This is a genomic window from Alcanivorax sp. P2S70 (assembly GCF_000475295.1).
Lineage (GTDB): Bacteria > Pseudomonadota > Gammaproteobacteria > Pseudomonadales > Alcanivoracaceae > Alcanivorax > Alcanivorax profundi.
Genome location: NZ_AXBZ01000003.1, coordinates 117755 through 137126 on the forward strand (window position 1 = coordinate 117755; position 19372 = coordinate 137126).

General features: G+C 58.0%; 16 protein-coding genes. 8 read left to right on the top strand and 8 right to left on the bottom strand.

Features of this window, described 5'->3' with window-relative positions:
• Positions 1-92 precede the first annotated feature (92 nt).
• Complete coding sequence (locus Q672_RS18820) at positions 93-839, top strand: ParA family protein (protein WP_022983951.1); 747 nt, start codon at positions 93-95, stop codon at positions 837-839.
• Positions 840-996: 157 nt separating this feature from the next.
• Here Q672_RS18820 and Q672_RS18825 read toward each other — a convergent pair whose 3' ends face one another.
• The 3 genes from Q672_RS18825 to chrA all read right to left on the bottom strand — a co-directional run bounded on the left by Q672_RS18825 (position 997) and on the right by chrA (position 4579).
• The gene (locus tag Q672_RS18825; RefSeq protein ID WP_022983952.1) at positions 997-2691 is read right to left on the bottom strand and encodes an acyl-CoA dehydrogenase family protein; all 1695 of its coding nucleotides are present in this window, start codon (positions 2689-2691) and stop codon (positions 997-999) included.
• Positions 2688-3347, bottom strand: a complete 660-nt coding sequence (locus Q672_RS18830) for a TetR/AcrR family transcriptional regulator (protein WP_022983953.1) — start codon at positions 3345-3347, stop codon at positions 2688-2690. The genes Q672_RS18825 and Q672_RS18830 overlap by 4 nt, the downstream gene beginning before the upstream one ends.
• A 95-nt stretch (positions 3348-3442) precedes the next feature.
• Entirely contained in the window at positions 3443-4579 is a 1137-nt protein-coding gene (chrA, locus tag Q672_RS18835) for a chromate efflux transporter (RefSeq protein WP_022983954.1), read from the bottom strand.
• Positions 4580-4675: 96 nt separating this feature from the next.
• Here chrA and recQ point away from each other — a divergent pair, with 96 nt between their 5' ends.
• Together recQ and Q672_RS18845 are read left to right on the top strand one after the other, a co-directional pair.
• Positions 4676-6811: a DNA helicase RecQ gene (gene recQ / locus Q672_RS18840; RefSeq protein WP_022983955.1), complete on the top strand. Its 2136-nt coding sequence runs from the start codon at positions 4676-4678 to the stop codon at positions 6809-6811.
• 110 nt (positions 6812-6921) lie between these two features.
• Positions 6922-8871 carry a metallophosphoesterase family protein gene (locus Q672_RS18845; protein ID WP_022983956.1) on the top strand — a complete coding sequence of 650 codons (1950 nt, stop codon included), beginning with the start codon at positions 6922-6924 and terminating at the stop codon, positions 8869-8871.
• Positions 8872-8900: 29 nt separating this feature from the next.
• Here Q672_RS18845 and Q672_RS18850 read toward each other — a convergent pair whose 3' ends face one another.
• Positions 8901-9332 (bottom strand): MgtC/SapB family protein, encoded by a 432-nt coding sequence (locus Q672_RS18850; protein ID WP_022983957.1) that lies wholly within the window; start codon positions 9330-9332, stop codon positions 8901-8903.
• Positions 9333-9490: 158 nt separating this feature from the next.
• Here Q672_RS18850 and Q672_RS34370 point away from each other — a divergent pair, with 158 nt between their 5' ends.
• Both Q672_RS34370 and Q672_RS18855 read left to right on the top strand, forming a co-directional pair.
• The gene (locus Q672_RS34370; protein ID WP_022983958.1) at positions 9491-9619 is read left to right on the top strand and encodes a hypothetical protein; all 129 of its coding nucleotides are present in this window, start codon (positions 9491-9493) and stop codon (positions 9617-9619) included.
• A gap of 84 nt (positions 9620-9703) precedes the next feature.
• Complete coding sequence (locus Q672_RS18855) at positions 9704-11077, top strand: DEAD/DEAH box helicase (protein WP_022983959.1); 1374 nt, start codon at positions 9704-9706, stop codon at positions 11075-11077.
• Positions 11078-11462: 385 nt separating this feature from the next.
• Here Q672_RS18855 and Q672_RS18860 read toward each other — a convergent pair whose 3' ends face one another.
• The 3 genes from Q672_RS18860 to Q672_RS18870 all read right to left on the bottom strand — a co-directional run bounded on the left by Q672_RS18860 (position 11463) and on the right by Q672_RS18870 (position 13799).
• The gene (locus Q672_RS18860; protein WP_022983960.1) at positions 11463-12137 is read right to left on the bottom strand and encodes a hypothetical protein; all 675 of its coding nucleotides are present in this window, start codon (positions 12135-12137) and stop codon (positions 11463-11465) included.
• A 126-nt stretch (positions 12138-12263) separates the two neighbouring features.
• Positions 12264-12764: a hypothetical protein gene (locus Q672_RS18865; RefSeq protein ID WP_022983961.1), complete on the bottom strand. Its 501-nt coding sequence runs from the start codon at positions 12762-12764 to the stop codon at positions 12264-12266.
• A 129-nt stretch (positions 12765-12893) separates the two neighbouring features.
• On the bottom strand, positions 12894-13799 hold the full coding sequence (locus Q672_RS18870; RefSeq protein ID WP_022983962.1) for an aspartyl/asparaginyl beta-hydroxylase domain-containing protein: 906 nt from the start codon (positions 13797-13799) through the stop codon (positions 12894-12896).
• A 207-nt stretch (positions 13800-14006) separates the two neighbouring features.
• Here Q672_RS18870 and Q672_RS18875 point away from each other — a divergent pair, with 207 nt between their 5' ends.
• From Q672_RS18875 to Q672_RS18885, 3 genes are all read left to right on the top strand, one after another.
• Positions 14007-15725, top strand: a complete 1719-nt coding sequence (locus Q672_RS18875) for a mechanosensitive ion channel family protein (protein WP_152521807.1) — start codon at positions 14007-14009, stop codon at positions 15723-15725.
• On the top strand, positions 15712-17013 hold the full coding sequence (locus Q672_RS18880) for an LssY C-terminal domain-containing protein (RefSeq protein ID WP_022983964.1): 1302 nt from the start codon (positions 15712-15714) through the stop codon (positions 17011-17013). Before Q672_RS18875 ends, Q672_RS18880 begins: the two co-directional genes overlap by 14 nt.
• Positions 17014-17163: 150 nt before the next feature.
• Positions 17164-17343: a hypothetical protein gene (locus Q672_RS18885; RefSeq protein WP_022983965.1), complete on the top strand. Its 180-nt coding sequence runs from the start codon at positions 17164-17166 to the stop codon at positions 17341-17343.
• Between the two features lie 295 nt (positions 17344-17638).
• Here the strand turns inward: Q672_RS18885 and Q672_RS18890 are convergent, their stop codons facing one another.
• The gene (locus Q672_RS18890) at positions 17639-19030 is read right to left on the bottom strand and encodes a DUF4397 domain-containing protein (protein WP_022983967.1); all 1392 of its coding nucleotides are present in this window, start codon (positions 19028-19030) and stop codon (positions 17639-17641) included.
• Between the last annotated feature and the right edge of the window lie 342 nt (positions 19031-19372).

Genomic DNA, 19372 nt, shown 5'->3' on the forward strand with positions numbered 1-19372 from the left:
CCCAGCCATAAGGGTAGCGGCAGGCGCATTAGCCCAGCATTCGCCGCTGGCAAGGCTATAATTGACCTTTCTCTGGACAGGAATGGAACGCCATGCAAACCATCGCCTTTTACAACCTGAAAGGGGGTGTGGGGAAAACCGCCTCGGCCGTGAATGTGGCCTGGCATGCCGCGCGCTGGAAACACCGCACCCTGCTTTGGGATCTGGACCCGCAAGGCGCGGCAAGCTTCTATTTGGGAGTCGATGATGGCGATGGCTACAAGGCCGGTAACCTGATCAAGGGCAAGCAGCCTATCGGGCGGCTCAAGCGGGAGACCCGCTGGGCCAACCTGGATGCCATCCCCGCCGACCTGTCCATGCGCAATGCGGATATCAAGCTCACCGAAAACGGTGGCGCCAAGACCCGGCTCAAACAGCTGATCGCCCCACTGGGCGAAAGCTACGAGCTGGTGATCCTTGATTGCCCGCCGACACTCAGCCCGGTAGCCGAAAGCATCTTTGCGGCGGTGGACTACCTGTTCGTCCCGGTAATCCCGACCCACCTGTCAGTGCGGGCCTTCCAGCAGGTACTCGACTGGATCGACAGCAAGAACTACAAGCACCTAACCGTGGTGCCCTTCTTCAACATGGTCGACCGCCACCGCGACCTGCACGTAGAGATGCTGGTCAAACGCCCGAAAGTCATGAAAGGCGGCCTCAAGACCTGGATCCCCTACTCCACCCACGTCGAACAAATGGGTGACCACCGCGCCCCGGTAGGCGAATTCGCCCCCTACACTCCCAGCGCCCAGGCATTCAGGGCCATGTGGTTTGAGATTGCGGGGAAGCTCAAACTTTGAGGCAGTGAACAGTTAACAGTGAATAGTTAACAGCGACGCGCGACAGCGTTGGGGTTATTCAAATCAAAGAGGCCGCGTCCACAGGTTGGGCGCGGCCTCTTGCGTTGCAAACAGCACGGGCATAGCCCGCGCGCTGTTCACTATTCACTGTTAACTGTTAACTGCTCCCCCACGGGTTCGCCCGCGCCAATATCTCCCCCAGATCCAGCCCCCGCGGCAAGGTGCCATAATTGCGGTCACCGTGTTCGCCGAGACGTGAGGCGATGAACGCTTCGGCGACGGCCTGGTTGCCGGCGGCGACCAGTTGGCTGGCCTGCATGGTCAGGGACAAGCGGTCGACGATATCGCGGGCGCGGTACTCCGCCTGATCCATATCGGCGAATTCCTGCTTCACGCTGTTCACCGCCTTGTCCAGCCGGGCATCGCTGCCTGCGGTTTTGGCCAGTTCGGCAAACCAGGTTTCCAGCACCGCCGGGGTTTTGGCCAGGGCACGCAGCATATCCAGTGCCTGCACATTGCCGGAGCCTTCCCAGATGGCATTGATGGGCGCCTCCCGGTACAGCCGCGCCATGATGAAATCTTCGGTGACACCGTTACCCCCCAGGCATTCCATTGCCTCGTAGGCATGAAACGGGGTGCGCTTGCAGATCCAGTACTTGCCCGCGGGCAGCCCCAGACGCAGCAGCAGCTTTTCATGAGCATTGGACGGATCCAGTGAGGACTGGTCCAGCGCTTCTCCCATGCGCATGGCAATGGCCAGCGACCCTTCCACTTCCAGTTGCAGATCGGCGAGCACATTGCGCATCAGCGGCTGGTCAATCAGTGTCTTGCCAAAGGCTGCCCGGCCCATGGCATGGTTCACCGCCTGGGCAACCGCCTGGCGCTGGCCCGACGCGGAGCCAATCATGCAATCGAAACGGGTCATCGCCACCATCTCGATGATGGCGGGCACGCCGCGCCCTTCTTCGCCGACCATCCAGCCCAGCGCCCCCCGCAACTCGATTTCCGAGGACGCATTGGAGACATTGCCCATCTTGTTCTTGAGGCGCTGCACCTGGATGGGGTTCTTGCTGCCATCCGGGCGCCAGCGCGGCACCAGAAAACAGCTCAAGCCGTTGGCCGTCTGCCCCAACACCAGAAAGGCATCGCACATGGGCGCCGAGGTGAACCACTTGTGGCCCACCAGCTCATAGGCTTCACCCGGGCCTTCCGCCCCGATGGGCAAGGCATGGGTGGTGTTGGCGCGCACATCAGAGCCGCCCTGCTTCTCGGTCATGCCCATGCCGATGGTCAATGCCTGTTTTTCTGTGTGCGGCACATTACGCGGGTCATAGGCATTGTTGAGAATCTTGGGCAGCCATTCCTTCGCCAGTGATGGCGTCAGATGGATAGAAGGGACTGCCGCAAACGTCATGGTCAGTGGACAGCCATGGCCGGCCTCCGCCTGGGCTTGCAGGTAGCTTTGCGCCGCACGGGCCACATGGGCTCCGGGTTTGGGATCGCGCCACGGCGCAGAATGAATACCTGACTCAAGTCCCAGAGCCATCAGCCGATGGTAAGACTCGTGGTATTTCACGTAGTCCACCCGGTATCCCTGACGGTCATGGGAGAAAAACTGCGGCTTGTGCTCGTTGGCCAGAAAGCCCCATTCAATCACTTCCGCACTACCGGTTTTCGCCCCGTGGGCCGACAGGGCATCTTCCGCCCAACCGGCACCATGGCGCTGCACGGCCTCACGCAAGGCGGTATCGCTGTCATAGGCGTTGTAATCTTCCAGCGCCCGGGCCTGGTTAAAGACCTCATGGGTCTGGGCCAGAGGATCTGCGTTCAGGTTAGCGTGTTTGGCATTCATGGGTTCTCTCCCGAAGAACTGGACTGCGGCATGATCGGGTGCGCCGGGGACATGCCCACCGCACGGAGACAAAATTGGGTCAGGGATGCCGCCAGGTCAGACCGGGGCAAAGGTTCAGACAAGGGGCCGACCAAGGCTTCGGCAATGGCTCCAACCATGGCCGCGGCGCTGATGGCCGTGTCCTGCGCCGGTAGCACAGCGCTGTCCACCCCCTCTGTCAGGAACTGCTGGTAGAGCTCGGCATAACGACGACGGTAGAGCAGACGCTCCGCGTCGACCGCCGGATCTACCGGCTCGGCAATCAGGGACCAGGCCAGTCGGGGAGCCGACTCGGCACGGCTGACAAACACCCGCAACACGTGGCTGAGCCGCTGGGCAAACGGTCCATCGTGGTCCATGGCCTCAGCCACGGCAGCCACCTCCCGCTCGGTAGCACAGCGAAACACTTCCGCCGCCAGCACCGATTTGTTGTCAAAATAACGATACAGCGTACCCACGCCCACCTTCGCCTCGCCGGCAAGGGTCTGCATGGTCAGGTTGGCAAAGCCGCCATCCCGTACCAACGACTCCGCGCAACGCAGTAAATGCGCGCGCTGCGCCGCCTTGCGGGCACGGACAGTATCGGTTTCCCGGTAAGCCATGATCGGAATCCACATTCACCCCTTAAAAGAAGTGAATCATTATTCCGCTCTTCAGGCAAGACCGGTAATCGGGCTGGGGATGAGTTGAACTTTTAACTTTCAACGGCCCTTCACAGCGCCCCCGCCACGACGCCCAGCCCCGTCATCCCCAGCACCATCCCCCACAACGGCACCTTGCCACTGCGCAGCAGCCAGAAACCCGCCACCACCACCAGCAGATCCCAGACACCCTGCACCGCAGACACAAACACCGGCTGATACAGGGCCGCCAGCAGCAACCCCACCACCGCCGCATTGATACCCGCTACGGCACCGGCCAGCGCCGGGCGAGAGGACAGCCATTGCCAGGCGTCCATCAAACCCAGCACCAACAGAAAGCCGGGGAGGAAAATCGCCAGGGTAGCAACCAGCGCCCCCAACCAGGGGCTCGACGGCAACAGCACCGCCCCCAGATACGACGCCAGGGAGAACATGGGCCCCGGCACCGCCTGGGCCGCCGCATAGCCGGTCAGGAACACATCCGGGCTGAGCTGTGGCCCCACCAATTCCTGCAGCAACGGCAGCACCACATGCCCGCCACCGAACACCAGAGCCCCGGCCGTGAAAAAATCATTCCACAGTCCCACTAACCGGCCGCCAGCCAAAACGGCAACTCCCGCGAGCAACGCCAATATCAGCAACGGAAAGCGCCGAATAACAGGCTGACCTTCGGCTGGAGCTGCGGTATCTGGTCTTAACCAGCACCAACCCAGCCCGGCCGCAACGATCAGCGCGACAATCTGCCCATAAAGTGACGACCCGATAATCAGCAACCCCGCTACCGCCACGGCCAGGACGCGGGTCAGGCGACCGGTGCAAAAACGCTTGCTCATGTTCCACACCGCATCGGCCACCACCATCACCGCCAACCATTTCAGTCCAGTGATGGCACCGCCTTGCAACGCATCCGGTAACCGGTGGGCATAGATGCCCAGCAAGGCCATCAGCACAAACGAGGGCAGCGTGAAGGCCACAAAGGCGGTAAAAGCCCCCGGCACACCGCCTCGCAGACGGCCAATCGCGAAGCCCAGCTGGCTGGATGCCGGGCCGGGGAGAAACTGGGTCAAGGCCAGCAAACGGGCGAACTCGGCGTCATCCAGCCATTTCAGCTCTTCCACGAAACGGCGGTGAAAATAGCCCACATGAGCAGCAGGCCCTCCAAAGCTGACCAGACCCAGGAGCAAAAACTGACGAAAGATATCTTTCATGACTGACTCAAAAATCCGTTAATTCAGTCCCGGAACCTAGCACATTCAGGCGTCGGGAAGATGTCAGGTTACTCCCCCGACAGGTATACTCCCGCCATGCAATCCGATGCCCACTCCGTCCTCCAGCATGTGTTCGGCTATCACCAGTTCCGCGGTGAGCAGCAGGCCATCATCGACACCCTTGTGAACGGCGACGACGCCCTGGTACTGATGCCCACCGGCGGCGGCAAATCCCTCTGTTACCAGATTCCAGCCCTGGTGCGGCACGGCACCGGCGTGGTGATCAGCCCACTGATCGCCCTGATGCAAGATCAGGTAGACGCCCTCAAGGCGCTGGGCGTCAAGGCGGGGTTTCTCAACTCCACCCTGAATTTCGAGCAGGTAAGGGCATTGGAAGACGCCTTGCTCAATGGCGAGCTGGACATGCTCTACATTGCGCCAGAGCGCCTGATACAGCCACGCACCCTGTCGCTGTTACAGCAGGCAGATATCGCCCTGTTCGCCATCGACGAAGCCCACTGTGTATCCCAGTGGGGGCACGACTTCCGTAACGACTATCTGCAACTGTCGCTACTGCACCGGGAATTCCCCGCCGTGCCGCGTATTGCGCTCACCGCCACGGCAGACCAGCGCACCCGGACAGAGATCGCCGAGCGGCTGGACCTGAGCCAGGCGCGGCACTTTGTTTCCAGTTTCGACCGCCCCAACATCCACTACCGCATTGAACGCAAGGACGGCGCCCGTAACCAGCTACTGCGCTTTATCCGCACGGAACACAGCGGTGATGCAGGCATTGTCTACTGCCTGTCGCGCAACAAGGTGGAAACCGTGGCCGACTGGCTGTGCCAGCAGGGTATTCGTGCCCTGCCCTACCATGCCGGGCTCGCTCCCCAGGTAAGAGAAAACCACCAGCAGCGATTCCTGCGCGAAGACGGTATCGTCATGGTAGCCACCATCGCCTTCGGCATGGGCATCGACAAACCGGATGTCCGCTTCGTCGCCCACCTGGATCTGCCCAAAAGCATCGAGTCCTACTATCAGGAAACGGGCCGGGCCGGCCGCGACGGTGAACCGGCCACTGCCTGGATGGCCTATGGGCTGGAAGATGCCATCAAACTCAAGCAGATGCTGGCCCAGAGCAGCGGTAGCGAGCAACACAAGCGCAACGAGAACCAGCGTCTTGAAGCCATGCTTGGGCTCTGTGAAGTAACACACTGCCGGCGCCAGGCCCTGCTGCATTATTTCGATGAAACCCTGGACGCCGCCTGCGGCAACTGTGACACCTGCCTGAACCCGCCGGAAACCTTTGATGCCAGCGTTGCCGCCCAGAAAGCCCTCAGCTGTGTCTTTCGGACCGGCCAGCGCTTTGGCGTCAGCCACCTGGTGGATGTGCTCACCGGCAATCGCAGCGACAAGGTTGCCAGTGCCGGTCATGACCATGTCTCCACCTGGAATATCGGCAGTGAATTCAGTGCCAGCCAGTGGAAAAGCATCTACCGCCAGCTGGTTGCCCGCGGCCTGCTCAGTGTGGACATGAACGGCTACGGCGCCCTCAAGCTCACCGAAACCTGCCGCCCTTATCTGCGTGGCGAACAGCCCTTGCACCTGCGCAAGGAGCTAGCCAGAGCAAAGAAAGCCACCACCCGCAAAAGCCAGGCCCATATCGCCGACGCCGACCGCACCCTGTGGGAAGCCCTGCGGGCCTGCCGCAAACGGTTGGCAGAGGAAGAAGGCGTACCGCCCTATGTGGTCTTCCACGATGCAACGCTGATGGACATGCTCGCCATCCGCCCACGCAACCGGCAGGAAATGGCCGCTGTCAGCGGCGTCGGGGATCGCAAGCTGGAACGCTATGGCGACGAATTCCTGGCGGTCCTCAACGACAGCGACGCCCCCACCGGGGTGGCTGAAACCGCCGGCTCGGACAGCAACGATATCCTCGCCCTGGCCCTGGCCAATATGCGCCCTGCCGACATTGCCCGCCAGCAGGGTGTCAATGAGCAAACCGTATACCGGGAGCTCAGCCAGCTAGTGGTCAGCAGTCATTTAAGCCTGGAACAGGCCCTGGGCATCAGCGACGTGGAGATCGGCATCATTCAGGACGCCCTGCTCAGCCAGCCGAATCTTGCGGAAGACACCTTCAGCTACCGGCAGCTGCGCGAATACCTGGCCGACGACTGGCCCACAGGCGTTCTACACTGTGTCCGCCAGGCCCTTCTGTCACAGAACTGACTTTCGTTCAGTACTATCGTTCAAATAACATTCACGAGAGCGTTAACTCGCCAACACAATCCCCCGCCACACTCTCCAGGGACCAATCATCAACCACTGGGGATACGATCGTGAAATTACTGAATTCGGGCCTGGCAGCCCTGGCCGCGGCATTGATACTGAGCGGCTGCGGCGGGGATTCTTCGTCTAACGATGGCGACACCACCACGGAAAAAGACGGCGCCTCAAGCACCACTCAGACGGTGAAAATTGGAATACTCCCTGACACCCAGGGAGGTGGCGACAATGTGGCCATGCATCCAATGAAGGCCGTACTGGACAAGGAACAGGCTCTGGGGGTCAACATCGTGATTCCCGTGGGCGACCTGACCGACCACGGTACCACCGGAGAGTTTGAGCAGTGGACGTCAATTGCCGAGGGCTACCGGGAGGCAGGCATTGAGTTCCTGCCACTCATGGGGAACCACGAGGACAGCTACGCCTATTCGGTCGAATGGATCGAAAACATGAAGCACTACATTCCGGACGATGCCGTTCACATGGCTGGCGCGCAATACCTGAATTACTACGTGGTCCGCGAAAACGTGCTGATCATTCTCCTCAAGTACTACAACCTGCCCATCGCCTTCCAGTGGATCAAGGACGCGGTCAACACTCACCGCGACGATGTGGAACACATAGTCATCGCCAGCCACGACGGCCTGATTGGCGCCAAGTACGGTGAAACCCGGGAAATGATCGTTGAAGGCACCACCGGTGACGATTTGTTGCTGAACCAGTGGGATGACATCCGCGCGTTTTTTGCCCGTAACGACATCATCTGGGTGCAGGGTCACGAACACATGTACCAGCGCTCCGTGATTACCGCACCCATCTATGTTGATCCGACATCGTGGACCGAAGAAGAAGGTAATTACCGGATTCCCCAGTACACCCAGATTGCTTCCGGCAATGCATCCTACAAGGGGTATGAATTCCGCTATGGCGAGAGGGAGCTGGTGCAACGGATCATCCAGCAAAAAATGAACACCATGAGCAATGGCTCTACGGCCTACGACGCGAATGCCTCAGTACTCACTTTCAGTGGCCCTCGTGTTGACTACGAGTCGTGGTTCACCGAACACACCATCAAGAGCAATGATGACGGCGTAAAGGAACTGGCCGAGCCTGACTGGAAACTACTGGACCGTTTCTCCCGTACCACCAACCGCTGCGAGCGCGTGGTTTACCCCAACTCTATCCCCGAGGGCACGCGCCCGGTGATGTATCTGGATAGCCAGTACATCAGCAATGACTGTCAGGGTGAAGATGGCAGCATCGCCCGCATGGTGGCCGGCACCAATAACACTTTCAACCGCCTCGAGAGCCGCACCCGAGACATGGAGCTGACCCCGGGATTCAGCCGCGCTCAATCCGTTGAAGACCTGATGCGACTGTCATACCAGTTCCTGTTTCAGTACAACCAGCCCTGGACACCCAATCTCAACGCGGAAAACCGGGTGATGCCCAATGGTGGCGACAGCAATGTGCTCGACATTCCCGAAACCACCATGGATCTGAAGGAAGATGTAGCCATGAGCTGGCTGGCCAGCGATGGCAGTACGCTTAGCGATATCCTGATTATCAGCGGCACCCAGAACCAGACTGGCACCTATTCCAGTGCCTACGGGGCCGTCAAGGACATCGAAGCGGATGCAGGTCTGCCCGGCAGCCAGCCCGACGGAAGCGCCAAAACCGCGCACTCCCTACCGGACAGTGCCAGCAAGGACTGGGATCTCGCCACCGCCATTTCGGACCGTTATGCCCTGACATTTGATGCATCCGACAACCTTGATACGGCAGCAGCCACGCTGGGCATCATGACTGCAGCGGGCTGGGAGGCAGTGACTCCTGAAGGCTGCGTGGTGGAGCAACCCTTTGACAGCAGCTTCCTGTCCACGCCCCCCGTGCGGGAGTCGCTCTGTGATGGCAGCCCTCTTGTCGGTTTTGACTCCGACCACGGCCAGCGTTGGTGGGTGGTACTGGAGCAGGACGCCGAACTCGCCCTGATTTCACGGTAATCACCTGACTCCCCCGCCTGACGGGGGAGTCAACTTTCCTCCTCCTCTCTTTTAAAGGAGCGCGAAAACTGCAGGATCAGGAAGTTGATGATCGACAACACCAGCGCGATTTCGTAGCGGCTATAGGCCACCGAGATGCCGATGGCGCCGGTGTTCCACAAACTCGCCGCCGTGGCGGTACCACTGACATTGCCCCCGTTTTTCAGGATCGCACCACCACCGATAAAACCCATCCCGGTGATCAGTCCATACATCACCCGCGCTTCCGCATCCGAGCCGGTATAAACCTGCATCCCGACCAGCATGTATCCACAGGCCGCAATAGAAACCAGCGGGAAGGTTCTCAGCCCCGCCCCCCGGGCCATTTGTTCACGGTTCCACGCCACTGGCAGCGCGAGAACAAAGGCAATACCCAGCTGATAAAGATGGGTTAATACCTGATGCCAATCCAGATCATTCATTCACCACCTCCTTCGGCATGAACAATATTCTGCATTGCAGAACCGCACTCATCAGTCACGCTCCGTAAGAAAAAGCTTACAACCGAGCAACAGAAACGCCCCTGCTGGACAGCTACTGTAAAGCCTGAGGGTAAAGAATAACCGCAGGGGATAGATAGATGGAACATGATGAAATTCTGGACATGGAGTGGGTCCCGGACTCACTGGAAAGCATCTTCGAAGATAACCATGCAGACATCACAGGTCGCTGGGAGTCTGTAACAGACCACGACAGCCACGCCGCCTAACGGCTGTCACTGGTCGGAAATCGCTCGAACCGGGGACCTGAATCAGGTAGGCTTGCCGCCCTTTCCCCGCTGGTTCGTCCCCCCATGCATTTTTCCGATCTCGGGCTTTGTGAAGCTCTGCAAACCGCTGTTGCCGACCACGGATACAGCACTCCATCCCCTATTCAAGCGCAAGCCATTCCTGCCGTGCTGGAAGGTCGTGATGTCATGGCCGCAGCCCAGACCGGGACCGGAAAAACCGCCGGGTTCACCCTGCCCCTGCTGGAACGTTTGCGTACCGGTAAAGCCGCCAGTCATAACCAGGTGCGCGCACTGGTACTGACGCCGACCCGCGAACTGGCTGCCCAGGTGGCAGAAAGCGTCGTCACCTACGGCAAGCACTTGCCGCTGAAATCCACGGTGGTCTTCGGTGGGGTCAAGATCAACCCGCAAATGCAGCGCCTGCGCGGTGGCGTGGACATTCTGGTGGCAACCCCGGGTCGCTTGCTGGATCTGTACCAGCAAAATGCGGTGAAGTTTGATCATCTGGAAGTGCTGGTGCTGGACGAAGCCGACCGCATGCTGGACATGGGTTTTATCCATGACATTCGCAAGATTCTCGCCCTGCTGCCCACGCGTCGCCAGAACCTGATGTTTTCAGCGACGTTCTCACCGGACATTCGTGCGCTGGCCAAGGGGCTGGTGAATGATCCGGTGGAAGTGGATGTCAGCCCGCGCAACACCACCACCGAGCTGGTCACCCAATGGATAGCTCCCGTGGACAAGAAACGCAAACCCGCCTTGCTGACGCACCTGATCCAGGAACACAACTGGTATCAGGTACTGGTCTTCAGCCGCACCAAGCATGGGGCCAACCGTCTGGCCAAGCAGCTGGAAGGCAGTGGCATCGAAGCGGCCGCGATTCATGGCAACAAGAGCCAGAATGCCCGCACCCGCGCGCTGGCGGACTTCAAGAGCGGCAAGATTCGGGCCCTGGTGGCCACAGATATTGCCGCCCGAGGCCTGGATATCGAGCAGTTGCCTCAAGTGGTCAACGTGGATCTTCCCAACGTCCCGGAAGACTATGTGCACCGTATTGGCCGCACCGGTCGCGCCGGCGCCACCGGTCAGGCCATCTCGCTGGTCAGCGCTGACGAATTCCAGCAGCTCACCGATATCGAACGGCTGACCCAGCAACAGCTGGAACGCAAGATTGTGGCCGGTTTCGAACCGGGCGAGCCGCTACCTGCCGCACGCCCACTGCAAGCACCCAAGCGAAAACGGCCCAAGAAGCCCAAAAAACCCGGGGTAGCGCAAGACCAGCGTCAGTCATCGTCAGGGAATCAGGGCGATCAGAAAGCGGCCCGCCCTGCCGGCAATCGCCCGCCTCGTGGCAACAAGCCTGGCGGCGGAAATGGTCAGCAACGTCGCCGGCGCCGCCCCAGTGGCAACCGTGCACAGGCCAGGACCGGGTCATAATCTACCCCTGACCGCGGCTCCCATTGAGGCCCCAACTATGGGAGCCGTGGTTCCACCGGGAGCGGATTCGCGGGAAAAGCCAGGTTTGATCCTCCCACCTATCCGCGGGAGCGTCGCTGGCGGCGCGATAGCCCAGGCCTGGATCAAACCAGAGACCACTGAGAAAAGACGCTCTTAAGCTCTGTGACCTCTGTGACCTCTGTGATAAACACTGCTTTTAACGGTTCTGGTTATCGCGCAGCATAGGAACGCCCGCAGGGCGGCCCCGAAGGGATGAGCGAAGCGAATAACCGACGCTCCGCAGGCTGGCAGCGGTCATACCCTTCCCCCCAACCAGAGAAGGCGCCAACGGCGCCTTCTCTGGATCAAGCTTTAGGGGAAATCCTCAGCGCTGCATCAGCAACGACGCATAGTGCCCCATGTAGTTCTTCAGCTCGGCATTACCCAAATCACGCAGCACCTTGTTGTTGACGGAGTGAACCGCCTTGCGGCTGCCATCCACGCCCACATTGAGCGCCTTCTGGGTAACGAAACCGATCTTCACGTGCTTGGTGTTCACCACAAAGACTTCATCGATGATCTTGTCTGCCAGCTCGCCCATGACTCGGGTGACCAGCGCCACATCTTCAGCGCCGCGACCTTCAGCACACAGATCACAGGCTTTGCGGAAATCGGTTGCGAAGCTGTCTTCAACGGGGAAAGCGATATACGCATGGTTACCGTTGTCATCACCGGCTTGCCAGTACATATCCTTCACATTGGCAACAACAGGGGCAAATTCCTTGTTGGAAACTTTCTTGAAAATCTGACGGGTCAGCATGCTGGATGCCTTGCCAGCAGTCGATACAGCGAAATCAATCACCTTCTTCTGACCACCGGAAAGATTCGCCATATTGGCAGGCTCTACCAGAAACAAACTGATGACGCGATCGGTGAGAAAATCCACCATATGAATGAATTTCTCGGCACTGTCCTTGTGATCGTGCTCGATGGCATGGAGAAAGTCTTCGGTGCTGTTCACCAGCGCCGGGTTAGCGGGAATCGCTACCACGTTCTGCATGGGATAGTCCTTGCCTGTTCAAAGAGGACGACATAATAGCCGCCGCGCACAGTGCATGAAACTGCCACAGGGACCGATTTACAAAGCCCGTACGTCAATGCTGTGAAACTGGCACAGTCAGCAATGTCAGTGCTGCATGACCAAAGGGGTTGCCGCTTGGATATCCACTTGAGGGGAGGTCTGCATGGTGCCATTCATGGCGCAGTCCGGCGCCAGACTCACTGCATCGAAAGTGGCCTCAGCGCCCTCATTTTCCCATGCCAGACTGACCGGGCCCGGACCGCAGATGCCCCCCAGCAGCGGCACCCGAACTTTCACCTGCATATCAACCACTGTCAGCTGATAAGGGCTATCAACCTGCCCCCTCCAGGGCAGTCCCAGCGCCTTAATACTCTTGCAGAGAGGATTCAGTCCACCAAATGAGACCGAAGTGACGCGAATTCCCCCGCCGTCGCCCACATGGCCATTAAACGTGGTATCACAACTGACCGGAATATGGCCCTTTTTCAAAGCCAGCTCACCGCTGGCAGAGAACTCCCCTGCCGGCGCAACTACCACGGCATTCCCCGCCGAGGCTGTCGAGACCATCAGGATTGCCAGCCCCCCGGCTATCACCTTCCATCGCATTCGTGCCATTCCCTTGTTTTTTATTCACCGGATGGTGGCACGACTGAAGCGCGGGTGCCAAGAGACCGGGGTCTCAGTCAGGCACTGCCGCCGGAAGATTTTTGCTCAACCTGGGGCGAATGGCGGCTATCAGACGATCTGATAACCGATGGCACCCAGTACACCCAGAATCACACACCACTTGGCGGTGACATAGAATGGCTTGTTACGACGCTTCACGGATTTCAGAAACTGCTTGTATGCCAACACCCCTTTACCCAATTTGTTACCCACACCGGTGTGTTCCGGATTCAGGTTATCGATAAAAAACAAGCGATTGAAAAACCAGCCGAAGGCCCAGTAGATCTTCTGGACAAGCTTTAGCTTCATGGGGCGGTCCACGTCTGTCATCAGGATGATGCGCGGGGTATCAGTGTTGTTCCAGGCAGAGTGGATATAGGTCTCGTCAAACACCACACTGTCGCCATCGCGCCAGATATAGTCATCTTCGTTGATGGTCAGACCACACCCTTCATCATTGGGGGTACTGAGCCCCATGGAGTAGCGCAGCGTATAGGCAAACGGATCGTGGTGACGATTCAATTTCTTGCCAGGCATGAGCACTGCGAACAGGGCAATGTTCATGGAGGGAATCTGGTCCAGCAAGGCCATGGTCTTGGGGGCCAATGCGTAGGCCGACGGCAGCTTGTTGTCGTAGACCTTCAGGTAAAAGCTGGTCCAACGACCATCCTTGTAGAAACTGCTGGCAGGCAAATCATCCTTGGCCGTGATATTCCCCCCGGTGTACAAGGCCAGCGCCTCATCCCGGATCGTTTCCCAGTTATCTTCAATCAGTTGCAACTCTGGAAAATGAGATTTATCCACCCGCGGCGTGGTTGGTACCTTTGACAGCAGATAGGCCGGAATATTGAACGGCACCATAAAGGTAGAAAAGTCTGTCAGCTGACGCTTGAGCCCGAAAGGCTGCGCGTTGCGTAGACGAATAAAGACGATGCAGCCCACATAAAGCAGCAGCGCACTGATAATCACGGCCATAGTAAGGAACCCTCAAACATATCGCCCGCTTTGCGCAGGCCCTTTTGCTGCCGCATTCTAAAGCAAAACCCCGTGCAAATCCGGACCTCCATCGTTCCTGAGGCACCTTTGCTCGGTCAACCCTGGCTGCAGATCCCATCACAGTTTGGCCTGGGGGCCTCCACAGGGTACATTCTCTGCTTGATACCCATCATTGAGACCGAGTTCATGCCACGGATTCAGGCCCTGTGTGCCTTTCTGTTCCTGTTACCCGCGCTATCACTGGCCCAGGACGCCTCTCCCACCTTCAAGGATGTGCTGGATAGCGGCGAGAAGTCGGAAGCAGTGATTGCAGAAGCGCTGGAAAACGACAACCTGCAACCCGGCGACACGCCACTGTCTACTATTCTGGCGATCATGGAGGCCGGCAATCGTAATGACTGGGAGAGCGCCAGCCAGTTCCTGGACATGCGATACCTGCCCGAGGATATGGCCAATGCCACCCCCTCGGAACTGATGGAGCAGCTTGCCATTGTATGGGGGCAACAACGGGTTCTGGACCTCACCCGCCTGTCCAATGAACCCCGGGGACATCAGGAAGACGGCCTGCCCAGTTACCGCGACAAACTCGGCACCCTGGCAACACTGGACGACACGCTGGTACTGTATTTACAGCGCATCCCGCAGGATGGCCGCAGGATCTGGAAAATATCCAACGCCACCGTGCAGCAGATTCCCATGTTATGGGAACAGTTCGGCTACAACCCCGTGGTTATTCAGCTGGGAGACTTTCTCCCGGAGTTCACCCTTCTGCACATGCAAAACTGGCAAGTCGCCGGTTTTATACTGATGCTGATCGGAGCCTGGGCGATTGCCGCGCTGCTAAGAAAGTTCATGCTTCGCGTTCTGGAGCATTCCGAACGATACCGTGACACCCTGCACCGCTTTGTGGTGATGCCACTGCGCTGGTTCGTGTTCTTCAAGTTGCTACAGATCGGGGTGGGCGAGCTGGGATTGTCGATACGTGCCCGCGTCTATCTGAATGAATCCGCCCTCGGCTATCTGGCGACAGTATTCCTGGTACTGGGCATCATCGAACTGCTTTCTGCCCTGTTCCTCAGCAATGCCAATAACCAGAAATACTGGTCGGGCATTATTCGACCGGTACGTACCATTCTGAAAATGATCGCGATCGTGGTGATCTTCCTGCTGTGGCTGAGCGATTCAGGATACGATATCACCACCGTGCTGACAGGCCTTGGCATTGGCTCTATTGCCGTGGCACTGGCCGCGCAGAAGACCCTGGAAAATGTCATCGGCGCCTTCACGCTCTATATCGCCAAGCCGATCCAGCCCGGAGACTTCTGCGTCGTGGGCAGTACCGCCGGGGTAGTGGAAGAGATCGGCCTGCGCTCTACCCGGATACGCCGCATGGATCGCAGCGTGGTCTATGTCCCGAACTCGGTCCTGTCCAGTGCCAGCATCGAAAATATCAGCGAATCAGACTTCCGCCGCTACCAGCGAGATCTGCACATCCGCCTGGGCGCCAGCCCGGATCAGCTACGCAACCTGCTCGCCGATTTGCGCCGACTGATTTACAGCCATCCAAGGCTTACCGAGCGGGCAGCTCGGGTACGTTTTGTGGAGATCCTGCGCGACAGTTACCGTCTGCAAATCAACTGCTATGTGGACAGCAGCGAATACAGCCAGTTTCTCGCCGTTAGCGAAGATCTCAATCTTCGCATCCTCTCGTTACTGGAAGAACACGGACTTCAATTGGCTGTGCCGGTACAACAATGGGTACGTGGCGACAACAACGCCGACGCGGGTGATGCCAACATCCCCGACACTACCTTGCAAGCCTTCCCGGATTTCGAAAAAGAAGCTAAAAACAATATGAAAGGGACACTCGAGTACCCGGAAAAAGGGCGCCATGAACAGGACTAACCCGTACCTCGCCATTGTTCTTCTGAGCATCCTGCTTGGCCTTACTGCCTGCACCTTTCGCCCCGGCACAGTAGATGAGCAGACGCTTCGTGCCAACGCACTGCATCATCACGAGGAGCAATTGACTGTCAGTGCCACGGTCATCAGTGACAGCGACGCCAGAGAGATTTTTGGTGTTGGCCTGGGTAGCCACGGTATTCAGGCCGTCTGGCTGGAAATAGATAACCGTACTGGGCAAACGCTTTATTACCTGCCTGTAACCACAGACCAGCAGTACTTCTCTCCCCTTGAGGTGTCATGGAAAGTGAAGGGCAAATTCAACAACGAAGGCGAGCAGGCTGTCGACAGAATGTTCGTTTCACGGGCAATGCCAATCAACCTCCCGCACCAACAGCGAACCAGCGGCTTCGTGTTTACCAATCGTGACCTGGGCATCAAGGTCATCAATGTGGATTTACTTGGCGGCGGCCGCAGCTGGCAAACCTCGTTCATGGTCGATGTACCCGGCATCAAACTGGATGTGGAGAAAGTGAATTTCTCTGGCCTGTATGAAAAGCATGAATATCAGCAACTGGATCGCGATGGCCTGCGCGAATGGTTGGCTCAACAGCCCTGCTGCACGGCAAATGAAGAGAACAGCAAAAGTGGCGACCCGGTTAACTTCGTATTGGTAGGCGATAGTCAACTCCTGCTCAGTGCGATGGTGCAACGGGGTTGGGATGTCACCGAACGGATTCACGGCGGCTCCATCTGGAAAACAACCAAGTCCTTCCTGGTTGGTTCGAGCTATCGCTATTCCCCCGTCAGCTCGCTCTATACGCTGGGACGTCCACAGGATCTGGCGCTCCAGAAAGCCCGTGGCAACATCCATCAACGCAATCACCTGCGCCTGTGGCGCGCCCCTGTACAGTGCGATGGGCAGCCCGTGTGGCTGGGCCAGATCAGCCGTGATATTGGGGTTCGCTTCACCTTCAAATCGCCGACTCTGACCACACACAAGATTGACCCGGATGTGGATGAAGCGCGGGATTACCTGCTCCAGGACATGATCTTTTCGCAGCGTCTCGCAGAATTTGGCTACGTCAGAGCCATGCCACCCCACCCCATCGAATCGCCAGGGCACAATCTCACCGGCGATCCGTTCATGACAGACGGCCTGCGGCTTGTGATGTTTTTCCACAGCCCAATGACCCCGATGCATGCAGTCAGGAACCTGCATTGGCAGGAGGCCAACCGGGACCGCCGCCAATGGCTGGAGCACACCCCCAACACCAATGACGATCACTGAGCACGGACAGCTCTGTGCCAAGCCGCCACACGCTGTCACAAACACTTAATATGTATATACATTGACTATCACTTAGATAGCCAATAGTTTGATTGCAAGTCGCCGGTAAACTCGCGACGATGCAGCCTGTTTTCTCTGACGGTTTCACCCATGTCAAAAGACAAGAGCAAGTCCAAAAAGAAGAACAGTCAACTCATCGTTCGCATCAACGACGAAGAACGCCTGCGCTTTATCGAGCTCTGCGAAGAACTGGATACCAGTGCAGCGCGTGAAGTACGCCGCTTTATCCGTGACTTCATCAAGGCCGAGGAATCAACGCCCGGCGATTAGCCGCAACCCGGCCTATCACTTGCGATCAATGGAGAAACATCATGTCCAAAAAGAAAAAACTGAAAAAAGCCATCAAGCAAAGTAAAGCCAAGATCAACAAACACGAAAGCGTGCTGAAGAAGCTGAAGAAGAAGCTGAAAAAGCTCTGAATCAGACAGCATGAAACGGGCCTGCGGGCCCGTTTTTACTGGCAACGACAAAATCACCTTTCCTACTGGCGTCGTGCGCAGCCCCAAAACAAAGGGCCCGCATAAGCGAGCCCGTTGCCTTGAGCGCATTCGTTTCCCGACAGGGGTTATGGCGCAGATTCATCCACTAGCGGTAACAGGGTCAACGCCTCCGTTGAGCCGTCACCGAGTGCGATCATGGTATAGACCTTCTCACTCTCCAACGTCACCTCATCAGCAATGGCCACATCGTTACTCCCTGCTGCAGTCACCAGTGCCGTAATATCCCCCAGCACACTCACTGACAGATAACCAGAATCTTCCTGATACCCCAATCCGGTGCCCAGGGTAAGCAAGGGGGCCACACCGCTCACGGTACTGGTAACGCCCGCTACAAGGCCTGTGGTGGCATAAACATCCACATCAGCACCTTCACCCTCGGCAAAAGGTGCCGCGTGTACAATCCTGACCCGGGCTTCCATGACCGGAGCACTGGTTAAGTCGTCCTGCAGAGCATACAAACCCAGCGGCAAGGTATCGGCAGCATTGACGGTACCGTTTGCAACCACGGTGTAGTATCCCCCACGCTCCAGCACCGGCTGAGCTTCGATTACCGCATCAGCAATGTCCCCGTCGGCCAACACCACATCAAGCTTCGGCTGGCTGTTTACTGCCACATAGCCCCCCGTGCTATTGCCAAAGGCGAAGTCTTCCAGGGCCGGCGTGGCTGATTCGTTGATATACACATCAACCAACGCGCCCGGCACACCATGCACCACACGAACATAAGCGGTGTCGTCCACAACCACCGGATTTTTGTCCGTTCCCGTCAATACCACCAGGTCCACCGGGGCCCGGTCGGTGAGGCTGTCCAGGGCCACCACCGAAATATTGTCGCCACTGTTCAAATTGATGGGCCCGGAGTCGTAAATCACGTCCTGACTGGCACCACCAGTGATACGAATCTGGTATTCACCCACGTCCTGATCAGGCAACAACACATTCGCGTTAAAGGTGGCGTCATCCACCGTAGGAGCCGCAGGCAAAGCATCCCCGTTGGCAGTTACATAGATATCCACCGTACCAGCATTCGCTGCTGCATGGATCACGTTGACACGTGCCTTGCCAGACATGACCGGGTTCCGGGATTCTTCCACGGACAGCAAGTCGCCGAGCATGGGGTCGGCGGCGATAATACTGAATCGATCGTTTCTTTCCAGGTCATACGTTTGTGAAAACAGCACGTTGTCGGTACCGGCTTCCAGCACCTGCACAGCACGCTCACCTGGAGCAAGATCCAGGTTGCCGGAAGCCTGCTGGTAGGCTACATCCTGCAAGACCAGCTCACCGTCCACGGCCACGTCCACATTCACGGCACCACGAATACCGTGCAGAACCCGTACCTGTGGATCAGCCACTCCTAGCCCAGCACGAACATCATCATCCGAGTCACCGCCACAGGCGGCCAGCATCCCCATCAGGGCAATCACGCTGGTTCCTTTCCAGTACGCCTTCATCATTTTTTTTGCTCCTCTTGATCATTCCACCGTCTCGGTGGCAATCCCCCCGGCACCAACCGGGATGACCGTTAGGGTCATCCGCATTGGAGAACGAAACAGGTCAATCAAGAGTGAAGAAAAGCGTCAATTTTCAGTGAGTTACGCGTGCTTTTTGCGTGAAAGCGACAACCCTGTCACGGTTGGGTAGTGAAGTAGCAATCAAAAAAGGAAAACGGTGTCGGGAAGCAGAGAGGGAAACGGGTAGCAACGCCAGCGCGTTCAATCCCTGTCTCGCCCATGCCTGCCAAAACAAAAAAAGCCTCTATGCAGAGGCTTTTCTTGAACCTTGAACGGAACCCGTAC